This window comes from Gloeobacter kilaueensis JS1, from assembly GCF_000484535.1.
GTDB lineage: Bacteria > Cyanobacteriota > Cyanobacteriia > Gloeobacterales > Gloeobacteraceae > Gloeobacter > Gloeobacter kilaueensis.
The window spans coordinates 4016348-4035772 of record NC_022600.1; the positions used below are offsets into that span (position 1 = coordinate 4016348).

Consider the following 19425-nt stretch of genomic DNA (forward strand, 5'->3'; position numbering starts at 1 on the left):
GCTGCCTCACAGTTTAGCGATTTTTAGCTGAGCCAGCCCTCGCGCAGGGCGCGGACCGCCGCCTGGACGCGGTCGTTGACGCCAAGTTTGGCGATGATGTTGCTCACATGCACCCGCACCGTGCCCGCCGAGATGTAGAGCTGGCGGCCAATCTCCGGATTGGTGAGGCCATCGGCCACCAGTTTGAGCACGTCCATTTCACGATCGGAGAGAGGATTGACAGCGGTGGTCTGGGCGATGCGGCCCAGATCCCGCAGCACGCGGTCGGCTACCTCCGGATCGAGCCAGGCCGCTCCGTCGCGCACCGAGGCGACCGCTGCGAGAAGGCGGCTCGCGACGCTGGCGGTGGCCTTGAGGCAGTAGCCGTCCGCCCCGGCAGCGAGCGCTCCAAAGACGCTCTCATCCTCGTCGTGGGAGGTGAGGGCGAGAACGCGCAGTTCCGGAAATTCGCGCTTGAGGGTGCGGGTCACCTCGATGCCGCTCACCACCGGCAACCCCAGATCCATCAGCACCAGATCCGGTCCCAGCGAGCGGGCCAGGGCCAGCGCTTCCTCGCCATCGCGCGCCTCGCCCACCACCTGATAACCGGGTGCCTGGGAGAGCACCTGGCGCAGGCCCAGGCGCATCAGCGTGTGATCCTCGACGATCAAAACGGTGGTCATCGTAGCGTCCGGTGGGACGGGCTTTTTCTTATCATCGCCTGTTGCCGGAACGCAGAAAGCTTAGTCCGGCCTTAACCAGTTGATCCAATTTTGTCACCAGGGCTGCTTACAATCCGCCTGTCTGAACGGGGAGAGGCTGCCACCGGGATTCTAGTACACCTGCCGGGGCAATGGGGAAGACCGCTCAGCCCTTGACACATTTGCGGGAGGGGAAGGGGATGAAAGACAACGGCAGGCAGACTCAGCGGTGGCGCTGGCCTTTTTCGCGTCCGGTAACTATCGGGGCGATCGTTGCGGGACTGGTGGGCGGCACGGCGCTGGTCGCCACTTCGATCGGCTCGCTGTCGGTCTATTACAGCGCTCCGGCGGGCAATCTCCAGACGACGCGCCAGTACACGGTGGGCGGCTATCAGGGGGCGGTCCTGCCCAACGGACGGCTGATTACGCCCATCGGGATCGAGGTGAGTACGAGTGCTCCTAAGCCCTTTGGTACCGCCCTTTCACCGGACGGCAACACGCTTTTGACCGTCAACAGCGGTACGACGCCCTTTTCGGTGACGCTGGTGCGCTATCTCAAAAGCGCCACCCCCGAGGCGACGCTGATCAACCTCGACGCCACTTTTATGGGGGCCGCCTTCTCGCCCGACAGCAGCCGCTTCTACGTGGCCGGGGGCGAGAACGGCAATATCTGGGTGGGCGATGTGGCGACGGCCAAAATTATCGGTTCGGTCAACTTGAACGGCAGCAGCCATGCCTTCGATAGCCCCCTCGATCCGGCCCAACCGCCCTCGCCGGGGTTCAAGGGCACTTTTCCGGGCAATCTGGTGGTAAGTGGCGACGGCAAGTACCTCTACGTCGTCGATCAAGGCAGCTTCCAGGTTTTCGTCATCGACACCAGCTTGATCGCCACCGGCACCGACGCCGAGGGGTTGATTACCGAACCGAACAACTTTGCTGCCGTCGTGCGCTCGGTAAAAGTCGGGCGCTATCCGTTCGGCATCGGCCTCTCGCCCGACAATAAGACCCTTTTTGTCGCCAACGTCGGCGTCTTCCAGTACACGAGCCTGACACCAGCCAGCCCCACGGGCGATCCGAATACGGATTTTCCGCTGTGCTACCCCGGCACGGGCTATCCCCAGGAAGTAACCCGCAGTAAGCAGATCCAGATCACCAAAGTCGATCCGCGCAACCTGCCTGTCACCCAGCGCGACCCACGGGGCATCCGCTGCGGTTACATCCCCACAAGCCAGAGCTTTGTGATCCCGGCTCTGGGGAGCCCGAACGTGCCGGAATCTTCGTCGGTCTACGTCCTCGATGTCAGCTCCCCGACTGCGCCCGTGCTCAAAAAGATCGTCAAGACCGGACCACGGGTGGGCGAAACCGAAGAAGGGATCGAAACCTACAGCGGCAGCCACCCGAACGCGGTGGCGATTGCCCCGACGGCAATCTACGTCTCCAACGGCAACAACGACAGCATCTCGGTGCTCGATCCGACGAACCTGCGCGAACTGGGCCGCATCCGCCTTGGTTTTTTGCGCGGCCTCGATCGCCGCCTCAAGGGTCTGCAGCCGGTGTCGCTGGCTCTCAGCCCCGACTACCGCACCCTCTACGTCGCCCAGGCCGGTATCAACGCCGTTGCCGTCATTCGTCTCGAAGGCAGCGGCGGTACGGTAGTAGGCCAGATCCCGACCGGCTGGTGGCCCAGCAGCGTGCGGGTGAGCAGCGACGGCAAAACCCTCTACGTCGCCAACGCCAATGGCCGGGGGGCCGGTCCCAACAACGACTTTCCGCCCGACGATCTCGGCTCGCCCAAATCGAGCACGATCGGCACGATCAACATCTTTGCCGTTCCTGCCGACGCCCAACTGGCGCGCTACACCGCCCGCGTCCTCGCCAACAACGGCTTTACCCCCTCTCCGGTAGCCGAACAGAACAATCCGATTCCAGCCCGCAACGGTATCCCCAGTCAGCAGATCAAGCACATCATCTTCATCAACAAAGAAAACGCTACCTACGACCTGCTTTTAGGAGACATTGCCCAGACGCGCACCGGTATTCCCGCCAACGGTGAACCGCGCTATTCGCTGGGTGAGGCGGCAAGTCCCAACCACCACGAACTGGCGCTCAGCTTCGCCTTCAGCGACAACTTCTACCTTGAACCGAACGTCTCCTCCGACGGCCACCGCTGGCTGACCAACACCTACACCACCGAGTTCGAGCAGACCCACTGGCCCGCCTCCTACGGTGGGCGGCGCAACGACGCCGGTACCGATCCGAACGTTTTTATTCCCTATCCGGGTCGATTGGGATTCACCGACGCGGACGGTTCGCCCGATCCCCACGACTACAACCAGCACGGCGGCATCTACCTGCACTTGGAGCGCAACGGCAAGAGCTTCGTCAACTTCGGCAACGGCTACGAATTTGCGATCGTCCAGGAGGACGGCGGCACCGAGCCCACCGGCATCCGCGAGACGGTGAACGTGCCGATGGAAAAAGTCGTGCGCGACAACAGCGATCACCTGTTTGCCGAATTCAACACCCATATCCCCGACGCGCCCCTGCAGGAAGATCCGACCCGCTACAGCCGCTATAGCCGCTTCAAGCAGGTCTTCGAGTCCCAGTACGTCGATCGCAAGAACAAGACCTGCAAGTTGCCCAACTACGTCGATCTGTACTATCCCAACGACCACGGCGGCGGCGCGAACGACATCTTCCCAGACGGTCCGAGCTGGGACTTTACCCGCTACGTCCAGGACAACGACGCTGCTTTGGGCCTCACCGTGGACCTCATCTCCCACAGCCCCTGCTGGAAGGACACGGCGATCTTCGTCGTCGAGGACGACACCCAGGACGGCTTCGATCACGTCGATGGCACCCGCTCGCTGTTTCTTGCCATCAGCCCCTGGGTAAAGCGCCAGTACCTGGGCAAGGCCCACTACAGCCTGGCGAGCATCTTCAAAACCGTCGATCTGGTGCTCGGCATCCCGCCCCTGAACCAGTACGACGCGGCGGCCACCGACCTGCGGGATCTCTTTACCAGCACCCCCGACTTTACCCCCTACACCTACGTACCGCCCCAGTTCGTGAGCCGCGCCAACCCGAGTTGGAGCCGCCTCACCAGGGGCATCGACTTTACCAGACCGGACGCGGACGAACTGCAGCTGCGCCGGGCCATCATGCTCTCGGAGAACCTGCCGCGCAAGAAGCAGCCGGTAGCGAAGATCAAGTCTGCCGGGCAGGTCAGCAAGTGAGGAGCGAATAGGGAGTTGCCTCAGCGGACGAGGGCGGAGGGTGTGGTCGCCGCTTCGACCTTCAGCTCACCTATCAAGTCGCTCACCTGCCAGCGGGTCCGCTCGTCCTCGCGCCAGCAGGTGAGCGTACAACTGGCGGTGCCGACTTTGAGGTTGCGCAGTTGCACTCTGTTTAGCCAGTCCGGCAGAACGGGGCGCACCAGCAGGCGGTGATGGCTCGCTTCGGCTCTGAGGCCCAACAGCGTGCGGATCAACAATAAAATCGCTCCTGCCGCCCACGCCTGGGGCACGTTCGCCTCCGGATAGGGCACAGGAAAACCGTCCGCCCGGCGCTCGATACCCGCGAACAGTTCCGGCATCCGCCCGGCCTCGAAGTAACCGGCGGCGGCAAAGATGCCCTCCGCGATCCGGGCTACCTCGGCATCGAAGCCGTAGCGCTTGAGCCCGGCGGCGATGATCGCGTTGTCGTGGGGCCAGACGCTGCCGCGCTGGTAGCTGATTGGGTTGTAGGCGACATGTTCGCTGCTGAGGGTGCGGATGCCCCAGCCGGACCACAGATCCGCTGCGAACAGACGGCTGACCACCCGGCCTGCGCGCTCGGGCGGGACGATGCTGCTCACGAGCAACTGGCCAGGGTTAGAAGTGATAGAGCGGATCGGTTGCTTGTCGCGGTCAAGGCCCAGGCAGTAAAAGCCTTCTTCTTCCATCCAGAAGCGCTCGTTGAACGCTTCAAAGAGGGCGTCGGCCCGGCTGCGCAACTTTCGGGCCCGATCGGCTTCTCCCCAGACTTCAAAAAGCTGGGCCGCCCGCCGCCAGGCGTCGTAGACGTAGCCTTGCACCTCGCAGAGGGCGATGGGCGGTTCGACCAGTTGACCGTCCGGGTAGACGATCGCATCGCCGGAGTCCTTCCAGCCCTGGTTGCGCAGGCCCTGCTGCGAGTGGGTGAGATATTCGACAAAGCCGTCGCCGTCGAAGTCGCCGTACCTGTCGATCCAGGCGAGGGCGCGCTCGAGGGCAGGACGGCACAGATCGAGCATCTGCCGGTCGGCGAGCCAGTCGTAGGATTCGGCGAGGGTCACCGCCCAGAGGGGCGTCGCATCGACGGTGCCGTAGTAGGGCGTATAGGGCAACTCGCCCAGTTCGGTGAGTTCGCCGCTGCGCAACTCGTGCAGGATCTTGCCCGGCTGGGCGTCGTGCCAGTCGTCCACCGCCTCGGCCTGCAGCATCGCAAGGCGCAACAGGGTGCCGCTTGCCAGCTCCGGATGGACCGCCATCGTCTGCAAGCTGGCGATGATCGAGTCGCGGCCAAAGACGGCGACGAACCAGGGAATACCCGCCGCCGGCATCCAGTAGTGGCGATCGTTGTCCTTGACGGCGATGCGCAGCGCCCCCATGTCCTCCAGCGCCTGACGGTACAGGGCGTTCACCTCGGCGTTGGAGGAATGCAGGTGGGTGGAGTGGGCCACGAAGTCGTCGCGCAGCTGGTTGGCTTCGGTGCGGTGCTGCTGGCTGCAGGAGCGGGCCGGGACCAGTTGCTCGCTGTCGGCCACCGCCGTAAAGTCGATGCAGGTGTGCCAGCTTCGGCCCGCCTCCAGCTGAATGTCGAAGATGAGCCGTCCGTTGGCGTAGCGGGGAGGGGCATCCGAGCTGCAGGGCAGGACGATGATCCCCCGCCGGAAGCTGCCGTTGCTGTAGGTGGTGGTGAGGGTGGTCTCATCCCAGGTGGTCGTTGTCTGGCCGCGCACCAGCAGTTGCCGGGACTTGACTTGAAAGATATCGGCAAAGTCGGAGCGGATGGCAAGCATCAGCTGAAAGCGCACGCTGCCGCTGGCGTGGTTGGCAATGTCGATGTCCTCGTGCATTCCGACGGCGACATCGCGCCGCACACTGATGATCAGTTGACCAGCCTTCACAGGACCGCCGACGCTGGGCATCTCGGGGTTGGTGAACTGGTAGAGGGCGCTGTGGTGGTTGATCGTGCTGGAGGCGAGCAGCGACAGGCGGCAGCGGTTGAGGGTGATCTCGTAATAAGAAATCAGCCGCGTGTCGCGCACGAAGAACCCCTGGGCCAGATTCTCATCGATCGAGCCGTCGGAGGCGGTGACAAGAAAGGTCGAACCGTCGTTGATCACGACCTGTCCAGGGTTCACCGTCACCTTGACCGGCATGATCTTTCCCTCAACGCTTCTTCCAGGCTCGCACCCTGCGCCGTTCCCCGGCCTCGATCCCCGGATAGAGCACTTCAAGAAGCGTCAGCGGCGAGCTTGACCCCCAGCACCTGGGAGTGACCGGCGCGGGCGAGGGTGACGCCGATGGCGCGGTCGGCCCGCTCGATCATCGGTCGCCGGAGCGAGACGACGAGAAACTGGGTCAGATCCGCCTGCTTGCGGACCATCCGGGCCAGGCGCTCGACGTTGGCTCCGTCGAGGAACATGTCCACCTCGTCGAAGGCGTAGAAGGGCGAGGGCCGGTAGCGCTGCAGGGCAAAGATAAAGCTCAACGCCGTCAGCGATTTTTCGCCCCCCGACATCGCCTCCAGCCGCCGCACCTGCTTGCCGCGTGGATGGGCAACCAGGGTGAGGCCACCGGCAAAGGGGTTGTCGGGATCTTCGAGGGCAAGGTGGCCGTCGCCGTCGGAGAGTTCGGCAAAGAGTGACTGAAAGTGGGCATTGACGGCATCGAACGCCTGCATAAAGGCGTTGCGCTTGAGGGTGCCGCAGTCCTCGATGCGCAGCAGCAGCTCGCTGCGCTCGCGCTGGAGGGTGCCCAGTTTTTCGCTCAATTCTGCTTCGCGCTCGGCGGTGCGCTCGTACTCTTCGATGGCGAGCATGTTGACCGGTTCGAGCGCTTCGAGGCGGCGCTGCTTGCGCAGGCGCAGGGGCTGCAACTGCTCAAGGGTGAGATCGGCGGGGAGGGGCAGGATATCCTCGCCTTCGAGGGTGCCCAGCTCGGCCCGGCGCTGCTGAGCAGCACTCAGGCTTTCGTGGCGCTGGGCCTGGTGCAACAGCTCCTGCTCGCGCTCAAGAACCAGCCCTGCTTTTTGTTGCTGCAGCTGGCGGACCTGCTGTTCGAGGGCGTCGCGCTCGCGCTTGACATCGACGAGGCGGGCCTCGACCACCTCCAACTGGCTGCGCACCTGGGCAGCGATCCGGTCGCTGTCGGCCAGCCGCTCCTGAAATTCGGCTCGGCGCTGGGCAAATTCGGCTTTTTGATCGTCCCAGTCGAGGCGGCGCGAGAGCAGATTCTGGCGCTTTTCTTGGACCAGTTGCTCGTCGAGCTGCAATTTTTGGAGGTCCGCTTCGGCGTGGCGCAGCTGCACCTCGGCGCGGCGCACCTCGGTTTCGAGTTCGCGCACCTGCTGCTGGCATTGCTGCCAGCGGTGGTGGCCGTCGGCTTGCTCAAGGCCCGCCAGTTGTTCGCGAATCGCCGCAATCTGACTGCGCAGGGGCACCAGCTGCGCTTCCAGTTCAGCCTGCTCCTGGCGCTGGGCCTCCTCGCCCACCCGGCCACTCTCAACAAAGACCCGCAGCTGGGCCATGCGCGATTTTTGAGCAGTGAGTTCGCGATCGAGTTGTTCGGCGCGATTTTCAAAGACGACCAGGGCGCGCTGAGCAGTGTCAGCGGCGCTCTGCAACTCAAGAAGCCGCCGCTCGCGCCCGTCGATGCGCTCGCCCAATACCCGCAACAGCTCGTCGAGGTCGGCGAGCCGCTTCTGGATGATCGCGATTTCCGGCGGTTCGCTCAGAGCAAAGCCGCTGCCGCGCCGCCCATCGAGGCTGCCGCCGGTCATCGCCCCGGATTTTTCGAGCAGCTCTCCGGCCAGGGTGACGATCCGGTAGCGCCCCAGCGCCCGCCGGGCCTGATCGAGGGTGCGAAAGACCACCGTATCGCCGAAGACCTGGCTGAAGGCCGCCTCGTAGCGCCGGTCAAATTCGACGAGGTCGATGGCGTAGCCCAGAGCGCCCTCCTCGCGGGGCGACTCGTAGTAGCGCTGGGCGCGCAGCTTGTTGAGGGGCAAAAACGTCGCCCGCCCGGCGCGCCGCGACTTGAGTAGCTCGATTGCCTGGGCGGCTGTGGCATCATCGTCCACGACGACGTTGTTGAGGCGATTGCCGGCTGCCACCTCCAGGGCGGTGCGGTACTGCGCCTCCACCCGGCCCAACTGGCTGATGAGCCCGTGGACGCCCTTAAGACCGGCCTGGAGCACTTCTTGCGTGGCCCGGCTGCCCTCCGCCTCGCGCCAGACCTGCTGCTGGGTCTCCAGCCGGTCCAGCTCGCGGGCTTTCTCAGCGCGTTCTTTTTCGAGGCGGCGCTGGGTGGTGCGGTCGGCCAGCTGCTGCTCGCGCTCGCTTTCAAGTTCACAGCGGGTCGTTTCCAGTGCGCTGCGCGCGCCGGTGAGGCGCGTCTGGGCCGCCTCGCAGTCAGCCGCCAGTTGGGCGTGGTTGGCCTCAAGGGTGGCCAGCTCTTTGCCCTGGCGCTCGCTCTGGTCTTCTGCCTGCTGCAGGTGATCGCCCAGGCGGTCGAGGCGGCGCTGCAGCGGATCGTGCTCGCGCTGCAGCGCGTCAATCTGGCGGCGCAACCCGGCCTGCTCCTCCACCCAGCGGGCGGAAGCGGCGCTCAACTGCTCAAATTCGGCGCGGGCCGCTTCGAGCCCCCGCCGGTCCGCTCCCAGGCGAGCGGTCCACTGCTCGATGAGACTCGCCTGTTCCTGCTGCTTGCGGCCAGTGGCCGTTACTTGCAATGCCAGATCATCGAGGTCTAGCTCCAGCTGCGCCCGGCGGTTCTGGGCCTGCTGTTGCTGGTGATCGAGGTCGGCGATCGCCGCCTGGATCTGCTCGCGCCCGGCGAGAATACTTGCCAGTTGCGTGCGCAGGGCCACCTGTTCGTTCTCGCCCATCGCTTTGACGCGGGTGTTGGCGGTGTCGAGGTCGTCTTCTGCCTGCTCGATCGTCTCGCCCATCGCTTCGACTGCGGCCACCAGCCGCGCAATCGTCGCTTCACCGGCCTGCCACTGCTGGTGCCACTCGGCTATCTGCCGGTCGAGTTCGGCTGCAAGCAGCATCTGCTCCCAGGCGGCGAGCCGGGTCAGTTCGACGCGCAACTGGCGGTATTCTTCGGCTCTGGCCCGTTCTCTCGCCAGGCGTTCTTTTTGCTCCTGCAGTTCGTGGACGACGACCTGGATGCGGTCGGAACGATTTTCGACCTCGCCCAGTTCGCGCCTGGCTGCCTCGATCTTGCGGTCGAACTCGGCCACCCCGGCCAGTTCATCGATGATCTCGCGCCGCTCGCGGGCGGGCATGGTGATGATGCCGGTCACGTCCCCCTGGAGCACGACGTTGTACCCTTCCGGGTAGATGCGGTGGCGGGCCAGCTCGTCGTGCAGTTCGGCCAGGGTGCAGGAGTTGCCGTTGAGAAAATAGCTGCTGGTGGAACTGGCGCTGCTGACTTTGAGGCGGCGGCAGATGGTGAGATCGCCGCCCCCTGCCTCGCTGTCGAGGGCAAAGGTGACCGTGACCGCCAGCTCACCTTTGGCGACACCCTGATGGAGCAGATCGGAAAGTTTTTCGGCGCGCATTCCCCGACTGGTCGAAAGCCCGAGGGCAAACAACAGCGCGTCGATGATGTTGGATTTGCCCGAGCCGTTGGGTCCGGAGACGACGGTAAACCCTTCGAGCAATGGGATGCGGGTATAGGGGCCGAAGGACTTGAAGCGTTCGATCTCAAGACACTTCAAATGCATGGGGGACTCGTGGGCAAATGTCCCAGTCTGGTTTTAGTAATCCTACATTTAGTGTCTCCAAACCGCAAGACCCCCCACAAAATCCACCACGTTTTGAGGAGCCGCCGGAGCCGGAAAAGCAGCTTCGCAGGGATGGAGCGCATTATTGCTGTTAGCTGCGGCTATAAAATAACAGCCAACAAAACAATGCCGATGGCTGCTCTGGAAGCGAACTGAGGCGCATCCGCAGCCAGATTGGACTTTGTTGCCCTTCAAGATTAAAAAGGCGGTACGCAGAAGATGGCCACCGATTACATCGTCTTTGTCCACGGAGTGAATACCCGCGAAAAGCGCGAGCAGCCTGGCTACGCCGATACGTTATTTTCGCGCATCGAAGACAACCTGCCAGAACCCGGACAGATTCAGCTAAAGAAAGTGCCTCTCTATTGGGGGGATGTCAATATCGAAGAAGAAGACAGGTTGCTGAGCGCCCTGGAGGGGTCCAGTACCTGGAAGCAGCTCTGGTTTCAAGAATTTCGCTCCAAACAGTTACTGCAGTTTGCCGGTGACGCTGCCCTTTATATCAGCCGTGCCGTCGGTGCAAAAGTGGTGGACAGGCTCCTGGAGCAGGCAAAAGCGGGTTTGAGTAACTTTAAAGAACAGGACCGGCTGCATCTTGTCACCCACAGTTGGGGAACGGTGATTCTTTTCGACGTGCTGTTTGCCGCGCGCTGGGATCCTGAAAATACCCCCGGCTATAAGAGCGTTCAAGAGATCCGAAAAATTCTGTATGGCCTGGAACCTGATGCCGGTTCGGGGCTGCGCCTCACGAGCATTCACACGATGGGCTCACCGATTGCGATTTTCAGTTTGCTCGATATCGATGAGATTACAGAAGTCAAGCCCAGCCACGACATCACCCCCCAATTGCAACAGTTCCTCGAAAACATCCATCGGGTGCTGGGCAGTGCCCTGCCCTGGAACAACTTCATCCATCCCGGCGATCCGGTCGCTTACCCGCTGGAGGTGCTCCTGCCCCAGCTGGTGGACGGCGAGAGCAAGTTTCTCGATGTGCAGGACATCGTCACCCACAACGCGAACCTGGGCGACTACATCACCAACGCCTTCAGCCAGTCGATCCTTGCCCTGCTCCACGGTGGAGACGCCCACAGCAGCTACTGGCAGAGCGAAGAGGTGGCCAAAAAGATCGCCGAGCAGATCGCCAGAGTTGCCAGGAGAAACGGGCAGGGCTGACAGCCCAGGCTGGCCGGTCTATTGCTGATACAAGTCAACACTTCATTTGATCTTCATGCCGGATCGATCCATAGCAGCATAGTCTGAGATCAGGAGGGGAATGTGTGACTTGTCGTTTCCCTTAACACATCGCCTCCGGCAAATTCTATATTTGCTTTCCGCCCGCCGTTGCCCCCAACGGCGGGTTTTTATACCTATCAGCCCGGTTCGCTTCTGAGCATCTGCAGGTAGTGCTCGGTAAAGTCGCTGAGCGCGCTCAACCGGTCGGGATAGCGCTTGCCCACACTGGCTAAAAAAGCTTCGCGGGCGCGCTGTTCGTCGGGGTTGTTGGCCACCACCGCCAGCGAGCGAAAGCCCGGATAGTAGCGCACCGGGATGAGCAGACCGCCGTCGTCGATGAGCCAGCGGGAGAAGACTTCGCGGCTGTTGGGAAAAAACTGGGCCGAGGCGTTGCGCGCCAGACTGGAGGCGCTGTAGCCGAACAGGCGCACGAACGAAGGCAGGGCACTCGGTTCGATGCGTCCAATCAGGCGGGTGCGCAGGTTCTGGAAGATCTTGGAGCTGTTGGGCGCTTTTTCGATCGTGTCCGGGTCCTGGGCGGAGATGACGACGCGCACCCCGGCTTTGGCCCCGTTGGCGCAGAGCCTGCCCACCAGACTGGCAATTTCGGCGCACTCGAATAAGATCGGCGCTTCATCGAGAATAAAGAGCGAAGCGGGGGTAGCGAGGGCGCGGCGCAGGGCGGCGGCGTAGTTGGCGAGGGCCAGGACGGCCATATCTTCGATGTTGCTCACGTTGCGCAGGGCGAATACCAGTAGGGCGGCGTCGGAGCGGATCGTCGAAGGGGCACTCAACCTCTGGCCGACGCGGGAGTTGAGCCAGTAGGCCAGGCGCAGGCGGATGTGCTCGAAGGCAGGCCGCAGGCTGCTATCGTCTGAATCGACGCCGAGGCGCTCGGGCAACAAAAACGGCACCAGATCTTTTAGACACGGATACTCCTGCCAGGCGGTCGTCCCGAAACCGGCGCGGCTCGCCCGCTCGTAGCGCCGCTGAATCGTCGGGTCGCGCCAGAAGGCGACGACGCCCAGTTGCAGGAGCGAGCGCACCGTCTGGGTGAGCAGCGGATCGACCTGCTCGCGTCCGAGCACCATCACCATCAAGGCGGAGACGAGAAATTCTTGAAATTCTTCGAGGCGTTCAGCCTGGACCTCAGCGCTCCAGCCGCTCAGATCCGGTAGCTCGAAGAGGTTGAGGGTGTGGCGGCCCACATCGAAGTAACTGCCTCCGACAAAATCCGTAAAATCTGAAAAAGTCGAGGAGCCGTCGGGCTTGGGAAAGTCCATCGCGACCACCGGAATCTGGCGGACCAGGGCGTGGCGCATCAACACTTCAAGAAGAACCGATTTTCCAGACCGAGTCGTGCCAAAGAGCGCCAGGTTGCGGTGGCGTCGGTAGAGATCGAGCCAGACAGGACTCTGGCCCTCCTCGCTGATAAATTCGATGCCGGTGCGATCGGCGCTCTGGACGCGGACCAGCGGCAAAAAGCCGGGCGCTTCTTCATCGAGCAATTCCAACCGGCGGTCGAAGGGAGCGACGAGCAGCCCGTCCCAGACGAAGGGCAGGCACTGAAAAAAGAGCTTCCAGGCGTAGGAGACCTCGCGCACCAATCGGGCCGGGCGGTTAAAAAAGTTCGAGATAAACCGGCACCCGTCTGCCAATCGCAGCGGCTCGTCGCGCCAGACGAGCACGCAGACGGCGACGTACAGGGGCCGGGCACCCTCGATAAACGACTTTTCCAGTTCGGCTGCTTCCTCCAGCTTCATCTGCTGGGCGACATCGACAATCTTGCCCTGGCGCTGGCTTAGCTTCAGGCCCGCCGACGCCTGGCGCTGCAGGCGGACGGCGTTCTCGCGGCTGGTGCGCTCGTTGAGGGTCGAAAGTTCGACGACGATCTCGGTGTCGATCACCTCCTGGCGGGCGATCAGGTTCCACAGATAGCGCAACTGCTGAACCGGGTCGCTGAAGCCTGCTGGTTTTTCGTCCCAGACCAGTACCGCACAGTGCTTCCAGCGGCCATCGGCCCTGGCGATGCTCACCCGGTCCGCGCCGAGGCGGGGCGGCGTCTCAAACAGGGCACTGGCAAAGCTCAACTCGCCCTGGGCCGTCTCCTTGAGTTCGTTGCCGGCGAGCTGATAGAGCCGGGGGGGAGCCGCCGGGGGCGGGCTGGGGTTGACCTGCTTCCAGGCCCAGCCCAGCAACTCCTCGCTGCTTAGAGGCACCACCGGCAGGCGCGCTCCCAGGTTGAGCAGATGCACCCACTCGCGGCAGTGGGCGTGGGCGGCGCTCACCAGCCGATGCATCTGGGTGTGCAGGTCCGCTTCGCTCTCCCCCAGATAGCTCAACCACCACTCCTGCGCCCCCAGGGCAACCCGGTCGATCCAGTCGCGGGCGTAGGCTTGGGCGGACCACTCCGCCCAGGAAGGAAACAGCCACAGTTCGATCTGTTTGCGGCGGCCATCGGCGGCCAGGCGCTGCAGCCGCTCCAGTTCACCGGCCATCAGCCAGTCGAGGGATTCGCCTGGAGACCCGGTGCGCAGGGTTTCCAGTTCCTCCAGGCGATCGGCGCAGGCGACGAAGCTCGACAGCCGAAGCTGCAGCCGTCCACCGGCAGGTAGGTCGCGGCAGAGGGTCACCAGACCCGCACAGGCATCGACGAGCGCCTCCTGCGACTGGCAGGCGTGGATGCCCGGCGTGCGCAGGCCAAACACGCAGCGGTAGGCGTGCTTGCGGCGGAGGATATAAAACCCGCAGCTCAACTCCGGATGATTGACCTGGCCGACAGCGACGATATCGACCAGTTGTTCGACCGGCGTGAAGCCCTCCTTCTTGCGCAGCCGCTCAGAGGATCGCTGGGGCTTTTTCATTGCCTGAGCCGGGTGCGGGCCAGTTTTGGCGCAGCGATCATCTGGCCAAAAAAGCGGTGCGGGCGCTTACCGGCCAGAAGCAGCCAGAGCGTGCAGCCCCAGATGATGATCGTGGCGGTCCAGATCCAGTTGAGGCCCAGCACACCGCCCAGCACGAAGTAGCCGCCGATCACCGTGAGGAGCCAGGGAAAGACCAGATCGCCGGGGATCAGGTTCAAAAAATCGGCTTTTTGTCCGAGCCTGCGGTTGAGTTTGCGCATTGCTGTCCCCTCAACCGGCAGGAATAATCAGGCTCGTGATCACGTCGCCGACGACGACGCTGATCGTGGCGAGGATCGGCACGCGGGCGGTGGTCTGCCAGTCCTCGTCGTTGCGCGCTGCCTGCACTGTCCTCACGATACCCAGGGCGATCCAGACGAGGAGCACGGCGCGCAGCACGTTGATCGTCATATCGACGCCAAAGACGGCAGTCGTGTTGCCGGTGCTTAAAAATAGCGTGTCAAGCCACACACGGGCGTTCTCAAAAAAGACGGCCTGGGCGGCTTTTGGGTGCAGGTAGCTGTCGGCGAGGGGCAAAAGGGTGGCAAACAACAGCCGCGCTCCACCGCCGGCGTGTCTGGACAGCGCGGCGCGGACGGCAAGAAGTTGAACAGGCCGAAAGGACATGACTTTTTCTCCTAAAGGGTTGGCATGGTAAGGCCGATAGCGCTCTGCAGCAGGTAGAGGCTGACTGGTGTGCCAAATTGCTGGCGCTGGTAGGTGTAGGCGGTCTGGCGGGCGGCAGCGTATTGCTGGGTGCCCACCAGCGACATCAGCCCAGGCACGAGGGTGCTCAGGTAGGGCTGCAGGGAGAAGAAGCTGGGTGGCGGAAAATAAGAAGTCATCCAGTTACCTCAAATCTAGAGCGCGGGGGCGGCCTGCACTTGCGGTGCCTCCGGCAGTTGGGCCGCCGGAGAAGCTTCTTTGATCGACGAGCGGTTGCGCGCGTAGGCTCTCTGGCGGGCAAGGGTGAGCGGGTCACCGGCGGCCAGATCGAGCAGGACCGGCAGAGCGCTGAGCGAATCGAGGGAAAGGCGCTGGTAGAGCTTTGTGTAGCGCAGCAGGTTCTCGGCGTACTCGGGGTTGTAGGTGCGCCAGTTGCCGCCGTTGTGGGCCGCTGCCACCTTTTCGGGGTCGCCCGAGCGCATCGCAGCAAGCAGCCCCCCGTGCAGGCCCCGCGCGTCCTCGCCGTGGCGGATGAAATCGGCGAGCACCTGCAGCTGCGTTCTGGGGTCCGGCGACTGGATGGCGGTGAGAAGTTCGCTGCCACTTTTGCCGCTGCGCTGCTGCCAGCGATAATCGAGGGTCTGGTAGCCCGCGATCTGGCCGTAGCCGTAGGTCGTCGCCAGTTCTCGCAGCTGGCCGGGCGTAAAGTCGGCGAAGCTGCGCATCGCCTGCAATTTTGCTTCTGTGGTTGGACGGGGACCGGTCATACTGGCGAGCAGTCCCGGCAGGCTGACCGCCTGGGCGTTTGCCCGTGCAAACAATTCATCGATCGCCTGTTTGTCATTGCCGGGATCGAAGTGTTCCAGTTGGGGGCGCTGGGCATTGAGCTGACGGTGGACCGCGCCGAGGGATCTAGCAAAGCTCGCCTCCCAGCGCGGCAGGCTGTGCTTGCCGCCGCTACTTTCTTGTTGCATGAGAGCGTAGAACCAGTCCGCCGGAATGTGCTGCGGGCCATCGCCCCCGGCAACCGCCTCCAGCTGCGCCCGGTAGTCCACCCCCAGGTGCGTATGGCGATCGAGCCTGCCGTCTAGAATCGCGAGCTGCTGTTTGAAGCTGCTGGAGCCGAGGTGAGTGGCGCGGGCAGCCACCGCCTCGCCCAGGGCCTGAGCGGTGGTACCGTCGAAGGAACCCACCGGCAGATGATGCTCCTGCTGAAAGTTCTGAATCGCCCGCTGGGTGCCGGAGCCGAGCAGGCCGTCGATCGTTGCCGCTGAGGAGGAACCAGCGCCGGCGGTGTAGCCCAAAAAGACCAGTTGCCGCTGTAAACTCTTGACCGCCTCCGGGTCGCGGGCAAAGGCCGCACGGCTGTCTTCGCCTGTATCGAGGTTCTGCCAGAGGGTCTTTAGCTGATTGGCCCGCTCCCTGGTCCCATTGCCCAGCGCCACAGCGCGCGTTGCCGGATTGCGAAAAAGGTCCATCGCTCGCACTCCTTAAAGGCTGTAGTGTCTCTGGGCCAGTTCGTCGCTGAGAGCCTGGTGAATCGCCTGAAAGATCGCCTCGTAACCGCGCTTGTCGGTCTGCAGCTCCAGATTAAGAAGCGAGCGGGTCACGATCTCGAGGTTGTCGAGGCGGGCCGCCAGGTAGGCTCCCTGGTTGATCTGCTCGGCTAAAAGCAGATTGCGCGCCTCGATAAGCTTGGCTTCGAGCGATTCTGCATCCGGCTCCGGCTGGTTGCCGAGTGGGTCGAGATTTTGCCTCACACTCCAATCGAGGGCCGCGAGGGCGTACTCGATCGGCGTGCATTCGAGCTGTTCGCTCAGCGCCTGCAGCTGGTGGGCCAGCGCCTCTGAAATTTCAAGCGTGATCGCCATCGTTTGCTCCTTTGCTTACGCGACGTTCAATTGCAGCGGCACAACCTGCTCGTGCTCCCGGCCACCTTCTTGCCAACAAAGCCGGATGTGGCGCACACCCAGGTAATCAGCGGCGATCTGCCAGAAAAGCCGGGTCGAGCGGTGGCGCAGACAGCCCAGGGCGAAGTCGGCCTGGTAGGCGTCGCTGCAGTGGAGGTGCCATTCTCCTTGCTGGACGGTGCTTGCCAGTTGCCCGAGAAAGTCCCGGTACGGCTGGGGCGGATTGACTTCGCTAAAAAGACGCCGCCAGAAGGGTCTGAGCGTCGCCGCTTTGCCCTGCCGCCCGCGCGCCAGTTGCGCACTCAGGTAGCTTTGATCGCTGTTGTAGTGCCAGTCGCGGCCAGTGAGCATCTTCTCCAGCGCCGTGCAGGCAGAACCCACCTGAGCAAAGCGCTCCCGTCGGGTACTGTCGCGGCGGCACAGATCCAGATAAAAGACGGCGCGCTCCCACGCCTCCAGCGGCTGGCGCAGGCGCTGCAACATCGCCGTTACCTTCGACGGATCCGCTCCCAATAGCTGCTCGAGCGCCTCGATGTGGGTGGTGAGGGCAACCCACCGCTGCGGCACGCCCCGGCGGCTATCGGGCCAGAACGCCGGCAGCGTTGTCGGTGAATTCGTCTGGCCAGTGTCGCTTTTTTGCAGCAGACCCTGCAGTCGCGAGAGATTCTGACCAAATTGTTTTTCAAGAAGCAAATTCAGCACCTGCTCGCGGGCCGGCCCGCTCCAGCGCTCAATGAGTTGCACGGCACTGACGTCCGATTCAAAGATATCGATTCCAGCCCGCTGCGCCCCTGTACGGCCCTGCAGGCGCACGACATGCCGTCGCAGGGTCCGCACCGAGACTTTATCGACGCTGCCCGCCGCGATGCCCTCCTTGAGAATCCGGGTGGCTTCCTCCGGTTCGAGGCGCATCAGTTCGGTGAGCCGTCCAACCCCCAACCCCAGCGCGCCGTGCAGCTCTGTCCGCTCCGCCAGGCGCATCGCGTGTCGGCTCACAGTATGGCCAAATGGACATCTTTCGGAGTCGAGAAAACTCTCAAAGCGAGCAAAGCCCATCTGGAGATAGAGCCGCTGCTGCTTGATGGCCAGAAGTGCCCTGCCAAGTTCCAGCCGCTGTCCAGCGTCCGGATCGCCGCTGTGGCGCAATTCATCGAGAATCTGTAATTGGGAGATCATTGGAGAAATCCTGCAACGTTCTTCGCTTGCAGGCATCATATCTAATCTGATTAATTCCCACAACTGGGATGATAAGAAGAATTTTGTGTGGCCGGTGCCGGACAGTGGGGTGATGCCGTCCCCCTACGCCGCCGATGCCTGGTGGTACATTAGGGAGAGATGGAGAGGTGGTAGAGCGGTTGATTGCGCCGGTCTTGAAAACCGGAGAAGGGAAACCTTCCGTGGGTTCGAATCCCACCCTCTCCGCTTACATTTCAGCCTCAAACCTTTACGGGATGGGACTTTTTAGTGTTCGCGCTCTTCCCAGGCGACAGGGACAGACGTGTACAGAGTGGTACAGAGAGCTATAGAATTTAGTGACGCTGGTAGTGACGCATCATTTTGACGCCCAGCCGTCGCTAAATTTCCGCCCCGTGGGGGCGCTCGACATGCGGCCTGAGACCCTGGAAAGCCTGCTTGATAAAGCGAATGGCCGCCTGAAGGCCGGTAGGGTCGGCGTCACTATTTTCTGGCGAGCTGGGAGGAACAAGCTGCACCTGCGGGGAATGTTTCCACCCAGACCAGGGAGTGAGCGGACAACCCCCTATCAGCACAGGGGCATTTCATTCTAAAGAGAATTTTGAGGGTTGACAGGCCAAACATACAGCGTCTCTGCGCCTGAGCACGGTTCTCCATCAACAGCGAACGCTACAGGTTCAACGCAAAGCTTCGCGCCACTGTCCACACTTGCACTAAAGGCAGGGTTCGGATGCGACTACGGTCCTCGCCGAAGGTCACGTCCTTTGGATAATGAACTTTATTCTCGATTCCCCAATGACCACGTATCCGCTCAGCAAATTCCCTCGCACTCGCTTCGATGCTCGACAGGTACCAGTGCGTCTTTATCGTTATACTCCCCCGCAACTCTCGATACCGCTCCAGGCAAATTAGCGTTTTTACTCCAAGCCAATCTGCAAAGCACTCTTCCTCTACCTTACAAATACTCACCTGCCGTTTTTCTAAACGGTGGTGACCTTGCTCTTCACTCTCCCACTGCTCTTCCACCTCAAAGTTTTTGCGCACTCGCTCCAACAGTTTTGGCTGGTTGCCTTTGACGATGGCAATGTAGTGGTTTCCGCTTTCTATAATGCTTTGACAGTTTTTTTTGGGTATTTATAGCATCAAAAGTAAACACGACACCTTTGAGTGCTAACTGCTCGATGAGTGCTGGTAAGGCTTTAATTTCGTTACTTTTTTGAGCGACTTGCTGATGAGCAACAATCCAATCACGTTCGACGAGATAGGCATGAACGATTTGAATAGCAGGATGGGGTTCGCTGTGGGGGTTATTGTGCTGCACACAGTAAGAACCCTTCAGTACTTTCCCATCGAGGGCAATCGTCTCCCCAGCCAAAGGTTCAACCTTCAAGAACTGCGCAATGCAGGCGGCGTACTGCTGATAGTCGATTTGTAAGAGGACACGGCGGATTGTACTGTAGGAGGGCAGGCGTTGCTTTTCAATATCAAACAGTTCGATGAGAGCTTCTGAGTTGGCTTTGATCCAGTCGTCGATAGCGAGGAAGCCCCGATTACCGGCAACAACAGCTATGGTAAAAATAGTCAAGCACAAAGACAAAGAGTGTCTGCGTCCTTCCCCTCGGCGTTGGTCCGTCAGATTCTCAAAAGCATGAAGGATGGCGAAGTCGCGCACTGGAAAACCTGCTACGCCTGTTCTCCAGCTAGTCTAACCTATAGAATGAAACAACCCTGGTATTTGGCAGAGAAAAAAGAGGCGTATCGCCCTTCAAAGGGTGGTCAACTTGACCACCTTACGGAACCACA

The 19425-nt window shown here is 62.1% G+C and carries 12 protein-coding genes, 1 tRNA gene and 1 pseudogene; 3 read left to right on the forward strand and 11 right to left on the reverse strand.

Annotated features, from left to right (window positions below; translation table 11 throughout):
* Positions 1-23: 23 nt before the first annotated feature.
* Complete coding sequence (locus GKIL_RS18530) at positions 24-662, reverse strand: response regulator (RefSeq protein ID WP_023175363.1); 639 nt, start codon at positions 660-662, stop codon at positions 24-26.
* 218 nt (positions 663-880) lie between these two features.
* On the opposite strand from GKIL_RS18530, the gene GKIL_RS18535 reads away from it, so the two are divergent.
* Positions 881-3916: a bifunctional YncE family protein/alkaline phosphatase family protein gene (locus GKIL_RS18535; RefSeq protein ID WP_023175364.1), complete on the forward strand. Its 3036-nt coding sequence runs from the start codon at positions 881-883 to the stop codon at positions 3914-3916.
* Positions 3917-3936: 20 nt separating this feature from the next.
* Here GKIL_RS18535 and GKIL_RS18540 read toward each other — a convergent pair whose 3' ends face one another.
* Positions 3937-6084: an amylo-alpha-1,6-glucosidase gene (locus tag GKIL_RS18540; protein ID WP_023175365.1), complete on the reverse strand. Its 2148-nt coding sequence runs from the start codon at positions 6082-6084 to the stop codon at positions 3937-3939.
* A 74-nt stretch (positions 6085-6158) separates the two neighbouring features.
* Positions 6159-9656, reverse strand: a complete 3498-nt coding sequence (gene smc / locus GKIL_RS18545; protein WP_023175366.1) for a chromosome segregation protein SMC — start codon at positions 9654-9656, stop codon at positions 6159-6161.
* Positions 9657-9935: 279 nt separating this feature from the next.
* Between smc and GKIL_RS18550 the strand changes: the two genes are divergently transcribed.
* Positions 9936-10889, forward strand: a complete 954-nt coding sequence (locus GKIL_RS18550) for a DDHD family phospholipase (RefSeq protein ID WP_023175367.1) — start codon at positions 9936-9938, stop codon at positions 10887-10889.
* Between the two features lie 197 nt (positions 10890-11086).
* Here the strand turns inward: GKIL_RS18550 and GKIL_RS18555 are convergent, their stop codons facing one another.
* Genes GKIL_RS18555 through GKIL_RS18585 form a run of 7 tightly spaced genes read right to left on the reverse strand, consistent with a single transcriptional unit; the run spans position 11087 to position 17604 of the window.
* A complete protein-coding gene (locus GKIL_RS18555) occupies positions 11087-13813 on the reverse strand; it encodes a type IV secretory pathway, VirB4 component (RefSeq protein ID WP_023175368.1) in 2727 nt (908 codons plus the stop codon).
* On the reverse strand, positions 13810-14073 hold the full coding sequence (locus GKIL_RS18560) for a hypothetical protein (protein WP_023175369.1): 264 nt from the start codon (positions 14071-14073) through the stop codon (positions 13810-13812). Before GKIL_RS18560 ends, GKIL_RS18555 begins: the two co-directional genes overlap by 4 nt.
* A gap of 10 nt (positions 14074-14083) precedes the next feature.
* The gene (locus tag GKIL_RS18565) at positions 14084-14479 is read right to left on the reverse strand and encodes a hypothetical protein (RefSeq protein ID WP_023175370.1); all 396 of its coding nucleotides are present in this window, start codon (positions 14477-14479) and stop codon (positions 14084-14086) included.
* 11 nt (positions 14480-14490) lie between these two features.
* Entirely contained in the window at positions 14491-14697 is a 207-nt protein-coding gene (locus GKIL_RS18570) for a hypothetical protein (RefSeq protein WP_023175371.1), read from the reverse strand.
* A gap of 15 nt (positions 14698-14712) precedes the next feature.
* On the reverse strand, positions 14713-15996 hold the full coding sequence (locus GKIL_RS18575) for a peptidoglycan-binding domain-containing protein (RefSeq protein WP_023175372.1): 1284 nt from the start codon (positions 15994-15996) through the stop codon (positions 14713-14715).
* Positions 15997-16008: 12 nt separating this feature from the next.
* Positions 16009-16389, reverse strand: coding sequence for a hypothetical protein (locus GKIL_RS18580; RefSeq protein ID WP_023175373.1), 381 nt, complete (start codon positions 16387-16389; stop codon positions 16009-16011).
* Positions 16390-16404: 15 nt separating this feature from the next.
* A complete protein-coding gene (locus GKIL_RS18585; protein ID WP_023175374.1) occupies positions 16405-17604 on the reverse strand; it encodes a hypothetical protein in 1200 nt (399 codons plus the stop codon).
* Positions 17605-17765: 161 nt separating this feature from the next.
* On the opposite strand from GKIL_RS18585, the gene GKIL_RS18590 reads away from it, so the two are divergent.
* Positions 17766-17850, forward strand: a tRNA-Ser gene (locus tag GKIL_RS18590).
* Positions 17851-18291: 441 nt separating this feature from the next.
* Here GKIL_RS18590 and GKIL_RS25960 read toward each other — a convergent pair.
* A pseudogene (locus GKIL_RS25960) lies at positions 18292-19294 on the reverse strand (ISAs1 family transposase).
* Positions 19295-19425 lie beyond the last annotated feature (131 nt).